This is a genomic window from Novosphingobium sp. BL-S-21, from assembly GCF_055521655.1.
On record NZ_CM145496.1, the window covers coordinates 1,523,599 to 1,536,545 of the forward strand.

General features: G+C 65.9%; 10 protein-coding genes and 1 tRNA gene. 5 read left to right on the forward strand and 6 right to left on the reverse strand.

What is annotated here, in order from left to right; translation table 11 throughout:
• Nucleotides 1-71: 71 nt before the first annotated feature.
• Nucleotides 72-1,976, reverse strand: coding sequence for a PHA/PHB synthase family protein (locus ACZ1J6_RS15580; protein WP_465127462.1), 1,905 nt, complete (start codon nt 1,974-1,976; stop codon nt 72-74).
• A gap of 228 nt (nt 1,977-2,204) precedes the next feature.
• On the opposite strand from ACZ1J6_RS15580, the gene ACZ1J6_RS15585 reads away from it, so the two are divergent.
• Both ACZ1J6_RS15585 and ACZ1J6_RS15590 read left to right on the forward strand, forming a co-directional pair.
• Nucleotides 2,205-3,404, forward strand: a complete 1,200-nt coding sequence (locus ACZ1J6_RS15585) for an LL-diaminopimelate aminotransferase (RefSeq protein ID WP_134095232.1) — start codon at nt 2,205-2,207, stop codon at nt 3,402-3,404.
• 133 nt (nt 3,405-3,537) lie between these two features.
• On the forward strand, nt 3,538-4,290 hold the full coding sequence (locus tag ACZ1J6_RS15590) for a winged helix-turn-helix domain-containing protein (protein ID WP_465127463.1): 753 nt from the start codon (nt 3,538-3,540) through the stop codon (nt 4,288-4,290).
• A gap of 27 nt (nt 4,291-4,317) precedes the next feature.
• Here the strand turns inward: ACZ1J6_RS15590 and mobA are convergent, their stop codons facing one another.
• Nucleotides 4,318-4,854, reverse strand: a complete 537-nt coding sequence (mobA, locus tag ACZ1J6_RS15595) for a molybdenum cofactor guanylyltransferase (RefSeq protein WP_465127464.1) — start codon at nt 4,852-4,854, stop codon at nt 4,318-4,320.
• Between the two features lie 148 nt (nt 4,855-5,002).
• Here mobA and ACZ1J6_RS15600 point away from each other — a divergent pair, with 148 nt between their 5' ends.
• The 3 genes from ACZ1J6_RS15600 to ACZ1J6_RS15610 all read left to right on the forward strand — a co-directional run bounded on the left by ACZ1J6_RS15600 (nt 5,003) and on the right by ACZ1J6_RS15610 (nt 8,089).
• Nucleotides 5,003-6,418, forward strand: a complete 1,416-nt coding sequence (locus tag ACZ1J6_RS15600) for an RNB domain-containing ribonuclease (RefSeq protein WP_465127465.1) — start codon at nt 5,003-5,005, stop codon at nt 6,416-6,418.
• Between the two features lie 72 nt (nt 6,419-6,490).
• A tRNA-Cys gene (locus ACZ1J6_RS15605) sits at nt 6,491-6,564 on the forward strand.
• A gap of 283 nt (nt 6,565-6,847) precedes the next feature.
• A complete protein-coding gene (locus tag ACZ1J6_RS15610) occupies nt 6,848-8,089 on the forward strand; it encodes a sensor domain-containing diguanylate cyclase (protein ID WP_431568257.1) in 1,242 nt (413 codons plus the stop codon).
• Between the two features lie 254 nt (nt 8,090-8,343).
• Here ACZ1J6_RS15610 and pnp read toward each other — a convergent pair whose 3' ends face one another.
• The 4 genes from pnp to ACZ1J6_RS15630 form a co-directional block, all read right to left on the reverse strand.
• Nucleotides 8,344-10,671: a polyribonucleotide nucleotidyltransferase gene (gene pnp, locus ACZ1J6_RS15615; RefSeq protein WP_465127466.1), complete on the reverse strand. Its 2,328-nt coding sequence runs from the start codon at nt 10,669-10,671 to the stop codon at nt 8,344-8,346.
• A 230-nt stretch (nt 10,672-10,901) separates the two neighbouring features.
• Nucleotides 10,902-11,171, reverse strand: a complete 270-nt coding sequence (rpsO, locus tag ACZ1J6_RS15620; RefSeq protein ID WP_132265086.1) for a 30S ribosomal protein S15 — start codon at nt 11,169-11,171, stop codon at nt 10,902-10,904.
• Between the two features lie 6 nt (nt 11,172-11,177).
• The gene (truB, locus tag ACZ1J6_RS15625) at nt 11,178-12,110 is read right to left on the reverse strand and encodes a tRNA pseudouridine(55) synthase TruB (RefSeq protein ID WP_465127467.1); all 933 of its coding nucleotides are present in this window, start codon (nt 12,108-12,110) and stop codon (nt 11,178-11,180) included.
• A gap of 54 nt (nt 12,111-12,164) precedes the next feature.
• Nucleotides 12,165-12,851 carry a site-2 protease family protein gene (locus tag ACZ1J6_RS15630; RefSeq protein ID WP_465127468.1) on the reverse strand — a complete coding sequence of 229 codons (687 nt, stop codon included), beginning with the start codon at nt 12,849-12,851 and terminating at the stop codon, nt 12,165-12,167.
• Nucleotides 12,852-12,947 lie beyond the last annotated feature (96 nt).

The following is a 12,947-nucleotide window of genomic DNA, read 5'->3' on the forward strand; positions in this document are numbered from 1 at the left end:
CGTCATGTCCGGATCGGCCGTTTGGAAACCACCGATCCGGAGACAGATTTTCGGCGCAAGTATTGCCGGGTTCAACGCATGGCGACGTAGCGGCCGGGGGCGTCCTCGATCACCTTGTCGCCGCGGCCGCCGGGCCGCCGCTTGCCCCGCGCCGCCACTTCGGCAGCGTCGAGCTTGCGGATCCATTCCGCCCAATGCGGCCACCAGCTTCCCGCATGCTCCTTGGCACCGTCCACGAAGGCATCGAGACTGTCGAGCCGGGCGTCGTTGACCCAGTACTGATACTTGTTCGAGCTGGGCGGGTTGACGACGCCGGCGATGTGCCCGGAACCGGCCAGCAGGAACGTCCATGGCCCGGCCAGATAATGCGTGAGCTTCCACACACTCTGCGGCGGCGCGATGTGATCTTCGCGCCCGGCCTGGATGTAGACCGGCGTGGCGATCCGGTGCAGGTCGATCGGCACGCCGCAAGCGTGCATGGAATCCGCCACGACCAGCCGGTTATCGCGGTAGAGATCGCGCAAGTAGGCGCGATGCCAGTGCGCAGGCAGGTTGGTGACGTCGCCGTTCCAGTGGAGCAGGTCGAAGGCCGGATAGTCCTCGCCCTTGAGGTAGTTCTTCTCGACGTAGCTCCAGATCAGGTCGTTGCCGCGCAGCACGTTGAACGTCGCCGCGAGGTAGCGCCCGTCGAGATAACCCTCGGGAGAGAGCTTGCCGAGCGTCTCGATCTGCTGGTCGTCTACGAAGTTCTTGAGGTCTCCGGCTTCCTCGAAATCGACCTGGGCCGTGAAGAAGGTGGAGCTGGCGACTTTGTCCGCCTCGCCCTTGCGCGCGAGCACGGCGAGCGTGGCCGCCAGCGTCGTTCCGGCGACGCAGTAGCCGATGGTATGCACGGAAGGCACGTTCAGCCGCGCACGAACCGCGTCGATCGCCTCGATCTGCGCGGCGATGTAATCGTCCCACACGATGTCGGCCATGGAGGCATCGGCGGACTTCCACGAGACCATGAACACCGTCAGCCCCTGCTCCACGGCCCAGCGCACGAAGCTCTTCTTGGCGTTGAGGTCGAGAATGTAGAAACGGTTGATCCAGGGCGGGAAGATGAGCAGCGGCGTCGCCAGCACCTTGTCGGTGGTCGGCGTGTACTGGATGAGCTGATAGAGCGGCGTTTCGAACACCACCTTGCCGGGCGTCACGGCGATGTTCTCGCCCAGCACGAAGGCGCCGGGGCGGGTGTGCGTGAGCTGGCCCTTGCGCATGTCGTCGAGCAGGTTCTCGAAGCCGCGGACCAGGCTTTCGCCGCGGGTGCGGTTCGCCGCTTCCAGCGCCACCGGGTTGGTGAGCGGGAAATTCGCCGGACTCAGCGCATCGACGATGGCGCGCGTGGCGAAAAGAAGCTGCGCTTTCTTCGCGGGTTCCAGCCCCTCGGTCGCTTCGGCCAGGCCCATGATCTCGGCCGAGAGCAGCAGATAGACCTGATGCAGCACCGCGAAGAACGGCTGGCGGCGCCACTCGGGATCGGCGAAGCGGCGGTCGCGCAGCGGCAGCTGCGGTCCGGCCTCGGAAGTATCGCCCGCAGCGGCCTGCAGGCCGGCCTGGGGGCCCAGGCCATACTGCCCCAGCACCGTGTTGATCAGGGCGGAAATCCCGTTCCACAGCCGCTGCTGCACTTCGGGACTGGCGAAAGGCAATTGCCGCATGACCCCTTCGCCCGTGGCGATCCATTTCATCGGATCGGCATAGTGCGGCGGGCTCTCCTGAGTCTTGCCGAGTTGCTCGACCTGATACTCGGTCCAGATCGTGTGCATCCGGCTGGCGATCTGCGCCCATTGCACCGCGCTTTCCGCCTCGGGAGACCCTTTCCCGGGAACGAACTGGCCGAACAGGCCCGTGATCTGCTCCATGGTCTGGCCCATGACCTGCTGGGACTGGTTGCGGAACATTTCGGTGAACAGTTCGGTGGCATCGGTCGCCATGGGCAGTGCAACTCCGCTGCGTGTAGGGGAGCCGGACGAATCCCCGCTCCCTTTTCCTATTGCCTCGTTCCTATCGACTGCCCGGGCAATCGCCAACCAGACAAAAGTTGCGCATTCCACCGCGCGCGCCTCTCACAATTGCGCATCGGCCATTTGCGCTCGGGCTTTATTCCCCTACAGGAACCCGCGCGGCACTTTCGCCGCGTGTTTTATGGATTCACAGAGGTCATGGAAGACGAGTTCTACCGCATCAAGCGACTGCCGCCCTACGTTATCGCCGAAGTCAACGCGATGCGTCATGCGGCACGCCAGGCGGGTAGGGACATCATCGACCTCGGCATGGGCAATCCCGACCTGCCGCCGCCCGCACACGTCATCGACAAGCTGTGCGAAGTGGCCCGCAAGGAAGACGCCCACGGCTATTCGGCCTCCTCCGGCATTCCCGGCATCCGCCGCGCCCAGGCCAACTACTACGGCCGCCGCTTCAACGTCGATCTCGATCCCGAGACCGAAGTGGTGATGACCATGGGTTCGAAGGAAGGGCTTGCCAGCCTCGCCACCGCGATCACCGCGCCGGGCGACGTGGTCTTGGCGCCCAACCCCAGCTACCCGATCCACACCTTCGGCTTCATCATCGCCGGCGCGACGATCCGCTCGGTGCCGACCACGCCGGACGAACGCTATTGGGAATCGCTGGACCGCGCGATGGCCTTCACGGTGCCGCGCCCCTCGATCCTGATCGTCAACTACCCCTCGAACCCCACGGCCGAGACGGTGGACCTGGCCTTCTACGAGCGCCTCGTCGCCTGGGCGAAGGAGAACAAGGTCTGGATCCTGTCGGACCTCGCCTATTCGGAACTCTATTTCGACGGCAACCCCACGCGCTCGATCCTCGAAGTGCCGGGCGCCAAGGATGTGGCGGTGGAATTCACCTCGATGTCGAAGACGTTCTCGATGGCCGGCTGGCGCGTCGGCTTCGCGGTGGGCAATGCCAAGCTGATCGCGGCGCTGAAGCGCGTGAAGTCCTACCTCGACTACGGCGCCTTCACGCCGATCCAGGCCGCGGCCTGTGCTGCGCTCAACGGCCCGCAGGACATCGTCGAGAAGAACCGCGCGCTCTATCAGAAGCGCCGCGACGTGATGGTGGAAGCTTTCGGCCGCGCCGGTTGGGACATCCCCAGCCCCAAGGCCTCGATGTTCGCCTGGGCGCCGCTGCCCCCCGCGCTGAAGGAAATGGGCAGCCTGGAATTCTCGAAGCAGCTGCTGACCGAGGCCGAAGTCGCGGTGGCACCGGGCGTGGGCTACGGCGAGGACGGCGAAGGCTACGTGCGCATCGCCATGGTGGAGAACGAACAGCGCCTTCGTCAGGCCGCCCGTAACATCAAGCGCTTCCTCGTTTCCAAGGGCGTGAATACGCCTGCGGGGTAAAATTCAGGCTTCCAGGCGGGCTATTACAGACATTTCATAGCCCGCCTGTAAGAATTTAGGTGTTGTCCCCTAGGGGGGATGTCCCAGTATATAGGCCATGTTTTCACCACTGGCGAAACAGATTGGGGGGGGAATGACCTATCTGGGAAAGAGCGAGTGCCACGCACCACGGTTTCGATGGCTGGCACCCGAGAAGATGTCCGAACGGCTTGACCTGCAACGCTGCGGCTGGATCCTCGATCCGGAAGGCGTGCCGGCCACGAACTGCGTCGGCCTGATCGACGCTGCCGATCTCGACAGCGTGGGGTGGATGCAGGTCCTGTCCTTCCTGCCGTCAGAAGCGCGGCGCTGCGTCCTGGTGGCCGGCGTGGGCGAGGCGCAGGATCGCACGTCGCTGCTGCAGATCGGATTCGGAGACGTCGTTACCGAGCGGATCGGGATCGAGGAACTCGGTGCACGCGCCAGTCGCCTCGCGCAGTTCACCGACTGGCTGCCCCGCACCCGCCGCGTCGGCCGCCTGACGCTGGACCTGCTTTCGCGCGAGGCGTTCGGCGATGGCAAGCCGCTCAATCTCAATCCGCGCGAATTCGCGCTGATCTGGCGCCTGGCGGATTCCATCGATCAGTTCGTCAGCAAGCAGGCGCTCATCTACGATGTCTGGCGGATGGGCTTTGTGCCCGAAACCAACAGCGTGGCCGTTCATATGTCGCGCCTGCGCCGCAAGCTGGCCTTCGTGGGGCTTGCCGGGATCATCGAGACCTCGCCCACCGGCGGCTATCGCCTCCACATGCCGGACGAGGTGCCGCTGGCGGACCGGACCCTGCTTACCGCCGACTCCTCGCCCCCTCGCTCGGGGGATGGCCGTAACGCCTCTCTGGCGCACTAGCCCCTCCCCGAACCGGCCCCGGTTCCGCTAGTCGCGGACCGGGCGCCTGCCCGCGAGCGCGGACAGATCGCCGGGGGTGTTCACATTGGCGACCAGCGCCGGGATCTCCACCAGACGCGCGCCCAGGCTTTCGGCGAAGCGGCGCACCGAATGGCTCTCATCGCTGTGGAGGAGCGCCTCCAGCGCCGTCGCGGCCGAACTGGGCCAGATACCGATCACCGGCTGCTGCGCCAGACAGGCCGGGGCCGGTCCCAGCAGGCCCGGCAGGTCATCCGGCAGCAGCACCGCATCGACGCCGCAAGTCAGCACCGTGTCATAGCCTTCGTCGAGGGCGGCATGCAGAGCAGCCGCCAATCCGCCCAGCGGCCCCATGCCCGGCCGCGGCCAGTCGGGAAGGGTGGGCGCCGGCGCGGTTTCCCGCCCGACCACCACGACTTTCTCGCACCAGCCCGAGAGCGCGTCCACTGCCAGCGAAATCAGCGTATGCCCGCCGAATTCGGCCAGGGCCTTGTCGCTTCCGAACCGGCTGGACAGTCCACCGGCAAGAACGGCTCCGAGAATCATGCTGTGACCTTTTCGAACAATCGGGAATGACTAACGATCCTCGCCTGGACGCGTTCCGCTACCCTCGGGCAAGCGGTCGTTTCGCGGGTATGATGGCGGAGGGCCGCGCCGCTTGCAATTCGCGGCAACCTGCCCTCCAATCCGCCCGATGAAGACGCTTGTCGATCCCGATCGCCTGCTGGACCAGGGCCTCGCCCGTCTGCGCACCCGCTTCGCCATCCCCGAAGCCTTTCCGCCCGAAGTGCTCGATGCCGCCGAGAAGGCCGTCAGGCGCCCGCCGGATCGCCATGCCGACCGCACTGCCTTGCCCTTCGTGACGCTCGACCCGGCAAGCTCGACCGATCTCGACCAGGCGTTCGCCATCGAGGCGAGCGGAGCGGACTGGCTGCTGCACTATGCCATTGCCGATGTCGCCTGGTTCGTCGCCGACGACGATCCGCTGGACAAGGAAGCCTGGCGCCGGGGGACGACGACCTATCTGCCAGACGGCAAGGCCAGCCTCTATCCGCCCGTCCTGTCGGAAGGCGGCGCCAGCCTGCTGCCGAACGTCGATCGCCCCGCGGTCGTTCTCAGTGTTCGCATCGACCCGGCGGGCCTCTCGCGCCTCGACGGCGTGGAGCGCGCCGTGATCCGCAGCCAGGCCAAGCTCGCCTACGAGACGGTCAGGGACGAGGATCTTCCGGACGGCTTCCTGGAGATCGCCCGCCGGATCGAGCGGGCCGAGGACCGCCGCGGCGCCCAGCGCGTCGATCCGCCCGAGCAGGTCGTGGAACGGGACGCGGCAGGTCGTTTCTCGCTCGGCTTCCGTCCGCAGCTCCCCTCCGAACGCTGTAATGCCGCCCTGTCGCTCGCCGCCAATCTCGCGGTGGCGCAAACCATGCTCAACGCGCAGACCGGGCTGTTCCGCGTCATGGCCATGCCCGATGCCAGGGCCGAGGAACGCCTGCGGGCGACGGCCCTGGCCCTGCGGCTGGAATGGCCGGCCACCATGCCGCTCGCGCAGTTCCAGCGGCGGCTCGATCCGCGCAGGCCCGCCGAAGCGGCATTCATGCTGGCGATCCGCCGCTCGGGCTCCGGCGCGAGCTATCGCCCTTACGACCCATCCAGGGCCGATCAGGCGGAACTGCCATGGCACGCCGCCGTGGCCGCGCCCTACGCCCATGCCACGGCCCCGCTGCGCCGCCTGGCCGACCGCTACGTCCTGCGCACCGTGCTGGCCCTTGCACAGGGCGAGGCCGTGCCCGAAGCAGTGCTTTCCGCCTTCCCGGAGATCCCCCGCGTCATGGCCCGGGCCGCTTCCCGCGATGCCCAGGTCGACCGCTCGGTGATCGATCTGGCCGAAGCGACCATGCTTCACGGCCAGGAAGGCACCGCTTTCCCGGCCGTGATCACCGATGTGCGGGACAAGAAGGCGCAAGTGCAGCTTTGCGAACTGCCGGTGATCGCCTCGATCTCCATCCCCCCTGCCCCCGTCACCGCTGTGCTTCCCGGAAGCCCGGTCACCCTGCGTCTCGTCCGCGCCGACCCGGCCGAGGGCGCCTTGTCCTTCGAACTTGTCGATTAAATTCGCCGGATCGGAAAATGGGCGTTGCGCTAGTCCCGATCCGTTGTTAGGGGCGCGGTTCTCCACACGGATGGCCCGATGGCGGAGTGGTGACGCAGAGGACTGCAAATCCTTGCACGCCGGTTCGATTCCGGCTCGGGCCTCCATCTTGCTCCCTGGTTATCCAGGCGCAGCATCCTCCCAGATCCCGCACTTTTCACCACTTGCTGCGGCAAGGCGGGCGTCCTTGCGCATGTTGCGGGAACGCTGCCGGGGCGCACCGGATCGCATTGCCGGTTTTTCCACGTAATTACTTCAAGTTAATGGGCAATAACGCCATCTTAATGGTGTTTGTTACGCTTCCTTAGTCGTCACGCGTTAGCTTGCGTGTTTCGACGAAGCAGGGTGCGGATGCAGAAGCGCGATAGTATACTTTCGCCGAACAAGGCGATGACAGCAGCACGGCGCCTGTCGGTCCATGCCGTTCAGGCCTGCTGCGCCGTCTGCGCGGTGTCCAGCGTTCTGGCAGAGGGCACGACCGCCCGCATCCTGGCGGGGATGGCAGCGGCAACGGCGCTGTTCACGCTGGGCGTCGGCATCCGCTACGGACGCCGCGCGGTGGCCGAACTCGACGGGCATCTCACACTGGTCGCCCAGACGGGCGCCGCCCGCGCGCAAGTCGAAGAACTCTTCGCGATGGCGGACATGCTCCAGGCCGCAGACGACCACGAGGATGCCGGTGCCGTGCTGATGGCCAGCGCGGAACGGCTGCTGCCGGAATTCGACGGCGCACTCTATGTCTTTAACAATTCGCGCGACCGGCTCGACCTCGCGCGGTCGTGGAGCCGGAAGGATGGCTTCGCGCCGCCCGCCACGCTGTTCCCGGGGAGCTGCTGGGCGCTCAAGCGCGGCAAGCCCCATGTCAACGACAGGCTGGGAGGATCGCTGTGCTGCCAGCACGCGATCGGCGGCGCTTCCACCATCGAAGTCCCGATGATGGCGCGCGGGCAGGTGTTCGGCTTGCTCGTCATCGCCAGCGAAGCGGAAGATGCCTCGGCAAGGCTGCTGGACGTGACGCGGGTGGTCCGCGCCCTGGCGGATTCGATGTCGCTGGCCCTGTCCAACATCGCCCTGCGCGAGAAGCTGCGCACCCAGTCCCTGCGTGATCCGCTGACCGGGCTCTACAACCGGCGCTACATGGAAGACGCGCTGGAGCGTTACATCAATCTGGCCCAGCGCACCGGCACGCCGATCTCGGTGCTGATGATCGACCTGGACAACTTCAAGCGCCTCAACGACGATCACGGCCACGCCAAGGGCGATGCCGTGCTGTGCGATGTGGCGGGCCAGCTGGTGGAAACCCTGCGCCCCTCCGACGTGATCGCGCGCTATGGCGGCGAGGAGCTTCTGGTCATCATGCCCAAGTGCAGCCTCGACCATGCCGCGGCCAAGGCCGAACTGCTGCGCCAGCGGGTGGAAGCGCTCTCGGCCGCGCACGGCACCCCGGTCAGCGCCTCCTTCGGCATCGCCACGGTGCCCGAGACCGCGACCGGCGCAGGCGACGTGGTGGCGATGGCGGACAGCGCGCTCTATGCCGCAAAGCAATCTGGCAAGAACCGCGTGGTCACCGCCCCGCGCCGTGCCCGCAGCGACGACAAGGCCATGCCGCTGCTCACCGCTGCCGGGCGCTAGGACGAGCGGGACAGCCTTCCAGCTTCCGGTCATTGCCATCCAGTGTCGTGTCTGACCGCGCGGGATGGTTTCGTCGCGCCTCCACATGGCGACGCCTGGCGCGAACGAGGCCCTACAAGAACGAGGAAGACGCCATGCCGATCGATGGCAGCCCGCCACCTCACCCCCGCACCGGATCATAGACCGCACGAAAAAAGGGGCCGCATCGCTGCGGCCCCTTCTTCTTTTCGTTCAGGTTGCAAGACCCGAGCCGATCAGTCTTCCTTGAGGAAGGCCGGCAGGTGGTCGGGATCGCCGCCACCGTTGCCGCCGTCACGCGGACCGCGGGGGCCGCGATCGCCACGGCCTTCGCCGCGCGGACCACGATCGTTGCCGCCACGGCCGCCATCACGGCGCGGGCCGCGACGGTCGCCGCCACGATCGTCACGGGGACCACGATCGCCGCGCGGTTCGCGCGGTTCGCGGGCCGGACGGGTGTCTTCCAGCTCGGCGCCGGTTTCCTGGTCGACGACGCGCATCGACAGGCGAACCTTGCCGCGCGGGTCGATCTCGAGGACCTTGACCTTGACCAGCTGGCCTTCCTTGACGACGTCGGTCGGCTTTTCGACACGCTCGTTCTTCATTTCGGAGACGTGGACGAGACCGTCCTTGCCGCCCATGAAGTTCACGAAAGCGCCGAAGTCGACGATGTTGACGACCTTGCCGTCGTAGATCTTGCCGACTTCCGCTTCCTCGACGATGCCGAGGATCCACTTCTTGGCGGCCTCGATCTGGGCGATGTCGGACGACGAGATCTTGATCACGCCTTCATCGTCGATGTCGACCTTGGCGCCGGTTTCGGCGACGATCTCGCGGATGACCTTGCCGCCGGTGCCGATGACGTCACGGATCTTCGACTTGTCGATCTGGATCGTCTCGATGCGCGGAGCGTGGGCCGAGAGTTCGGTGCGAGCCGAACCGAGGGCCTTGGTCATTTCACCCAGGATGTGCGCGCGGCCGGCCTTGGCCTGCTCGAGCGCCTTGCCCATGATTTCCTTGGTGATGCCGGCGATCTTGATGTCCATCTGCATCGTGGTGATGCCGAGTTCGGTGCCAGCCACCTTGAAGTCCATGTCGCCGAGGTGATCCTCGTCGCCCAGGATGTCCGAGAGAACGGCGAAGTCTTCGCCTTCCAGGATCAGGCCCATGGCGATGCCCGAAACCGGACGGATCACGGGAACGCCCGCGTCCATCATGGAAAGGCAGCCACCGCAGATCGTCGCCATCGAGGACGAGCCGTTCGACTCGGTGATGTCCGACAGGATGCGGATGGTGTAGGGGAAGTCTTCCTTGGCGGGCAGCACGGGGTGCAGCGCGCGCCATGCCAGCTTGCCGTGGCCGATTTCGCGGCGGCCCGGAGCGCCGAAGCGGCCCACTTCGCCGACCGAGTAGGGCGGGAAGTTGTAGTGCAGCATGAACGACGAGTACGACAGGCCTTCGAGGCCGTCGATCATCTGTTCGGCGTCCTTGGTGCCCAGCGTGGTGGTGCAGATCGCCTGCGTTTCACCGCGGGTGAACAGCGCCGAACCGTGCGTGCGCGGCAGGAAGCCGACCATCGATTCGATCGGGCGGACCTGGTCGAGCTTGCGGCCGTCGATACGCTTGCCGTCCTTGAGGATGGCGCCGCGCACGATTTCCGCTTCCAGCTTCTTCATGGTCTTGATGGCGACCATCTGAAGCTGCGGGGTTTCGCCGGAGAAGGCTTCCTTGGCCTTGGCGCGGGCTGCGTTCAGCGCGTTCGAGCGGGCCGACTTGTCGGTCAGCTTGTAGGCAGCGGTAACGTCCTTGCCGACGGCCTTCTTGAGTTTCGCCTTGATGTCGGCCGTGTTGTCCGACAGGTCGATTTCCCAAGGTTCCTTGGCGGCCTGCTCGGCCAGGTCGATCACGAGGTTGACGACCTTGCGGCATTCGTCATGCGCGAACATGACGGCGCCGAGCATCTCTTCCTCGGTCAGTTCCTTGGCTTCCGATTCCACCATCATCACGGCGTTGCCGGTGGCGGCGACGACGAGATCGAGGCGGCCGTCTTCGAGAGCAGCGTTCTGCTTCGGGTTCAGCGTGTATTCGCCGTCGACGAAGCCGACGCGGCAGGCGCCGATCGGGCCCATGAAGGGCACGCCCGAGATGGTGAGCGCGGCCGAAGCGGCGATCATCGCAACGACATCGGCCTCGGTTTCGCCGTCATAGCTCAGGACCTGGCAGATGACGTTGATTTCGTTGTAGAAACCTTCGGGGAACAGCGGGCGGACCGGGCGATCGATCAGGCGGCTGGTCAGCGTTTCCTTTTCGGTGGCGCCGCGTTCACGCTTGAAGAAGCCACCGGGGATGCGTCCTGCGGACGAAAACTTTTCCTGGTAGTGTACGGTCAGCGGGAAGAAGTCCTGGCCTTCCTTCACCGACTTGGCGGCGGTCACCGCGCAGAGCACGACCGTTTCGCCGTAGGTGGCAAGGACGGCGCCGTCGGCCTGACGGGCCACGCGGCCGGTTTCGAGAGTGAGCGTCTTGCCGCCCCACTCCATGCTTACGGTTTTGACGTCGAACATAAGAGGTTTTCCTCAGCCCGCCGGCCCTATTGCAACAGCGGGGTTTACTGCCGGGTATGCCGTCCCGGTCCGGTGTGGAGCCGTTTCGGGGCTCCTGGGTCTGCCGCCGAATTGCGGACGGACCCTTGGTTCTGTTTTACCGCGTTTTCCGGGTCATCAGGTGATCCCACCCGATTGGAAGACGCTCTAATGCAAGAAGCGGCCCGCTAGGGGCCGCTTCCCGTCAGTTCTTACTTACGCAGACCCAGCTTCTGGATCAGCGAGTTGTACCGCGCGACATCCTTCTTCTTAAGGTAGTCGAGCAGCGAGCGGCGCTTGTTGACCATGGCCAGCAGACCGCGACGCGAGTGGTTGTCCTTGTGGTGAGCCTTGAAGTGCTCGGTCAGGTTGCGGATGCGCTCGGTGAGGATCGCGACCTGAACTTCCGGGCTGCCCGTGTCGCCAGCGACGCGTGCGTTGTCCGAAATGATGTCCTGCTTCTTTTCAGCGGTAACCGACATAGTACTTTACTCCGCGACATCCGATAGGTTGAACCCCCTGACAACGCGGACTTCTCCGCTCGAAAGCTCCACCAGCGCGACGGGAATGGTTCCCTCCCGCGCCCAGTAGAGCCCGTCATCGTAGGGCAGTTCGGTCAGAACGCGGCCCTGTCGGACCGCCCTTGCCTGCTCCGAACCGAGGTCGATGGCCGGGATGTCGTCCAGCCCCACCTCCAGTGGCAAGAGTATCTGTTCAAGCGTCGCGCCCTTGCCGATTTCGTTCAATTTGTCCAGCGAAATCGCTTGGGACAGGTCGAACGGGCCGGCCTTCACGCGGCGCAAAAGGGTCACGGTTCCGCAGGTTCCAAGGGCCCTGGCGATGTCCCGCGCCAGGGAACGGATGTAGGTGCCCTTGGAGACGTGGGCGAGCAGGGTCGCCCCTTCCTCCACATCGAATCGGTCCAGACGCAGCTCGAACACGGTGACCGCGCGCGTCTTCATCTCCACCTCCTGCCCGGCGCGGGCGAGGTCGTAGGCGCGCTCGCCGTCCACTTTCAGGGCGGAATAGATCGGCGGCACCTGCTCGATGGCGCCGGTGAACTGCGCCAGCACGCCTTCGACTTCGGCCTGGTCCGGGCGCACGTCGCTGGTCGCGATCACTTTGCCTTCGAGGTCGAGCGTGTCCGTTTCCGAGCCGAAGCGCACGGTGAAGAGGTAGCTCTTGCTGGCATCGAGCATGCGTCCGGCCAGCTTGGTCGCCTCGCCCAGCGCAATCGGCAGCACACCCGTGGCCAGTGGGTCCAGCGTGCCGCCATGCCCGACCTTCACTTTCTTGCCGTAACCCGCCTCGCGCAAGTTGCGCTTCACGGCGGCGACGGCCTGGGTGGAGCCAAGGCCGAGCGGCTTGTCGAGGACGATCCAGCCATGGGGGGCCGGGCGGGGAGGAACGGTGGAATTCATCGCATCCCCCAAGGCCCGCGAGGCCGGTTTGTCAACGCCCGGACAGCCGGGTGCTCAGGCCCCGGCCACGAACTGCGCCAGTGCGTAATAGTGATCGGTCGCCCAGATCACCGGCGGCAGGACCAGGCGCCGCACCACGCCCCATTGCGGGAAGAAGTAGGGCACCACCAGCAGGAGCACGATCAGCAGCGGGAAACCGTAGGGCCGGAACCGCTCGTATTGCGCCGCTGCGGCGCGCGGCAACAGGCCCTCGACGATGTGCGATCCGTCGAACGGCGGGATCGGCAGCAAGTTGAACAGGGCCAGGAAGACGTTGATGGTGATGAAGTTGTTGAGGTTCATCGCCGCAAAGGTCAGTCCGGCGCCTTCGGCGTTCCCGGCAAAGCGCACCAGCAGACCCAGCAGCAAAGCGCCGACAGCGGCGAGCACCAGGTTGGTGCCCGGTCCGGCGCCGGCGACCACCATCATGCCCCGGCGCGGATCGTTGAGCCGCCAGCGGTTGACGGGCACCGGCTTGGCCCAACCGAAGATCGGCAGCCCGGTCAGCGCCAGGAACCCCGGCAGCGCGATCGTACCCATGGGGTCGACGTGCCGCAGCGGGTTGAGCGACAGCCGCCGTTGCTCCTGCGCGGTCGGATCGCCGAGCGCGAGAGCAGTCCATCCGTGCGCCACCTCGTGGAAGACGATGGCGATGATGAGGGGGATGATGAGCGCCGCGGCCTGCAGCAGGGTCTGGTTCATGGCGCTGATCTAGGGGCGAGCGCCCCCGCCTGCAATGGAGCAGGCCCGGGCGAGGCGGATGCCGCTACGAAAATCCCGCAAGGGCATTGTGCAGGC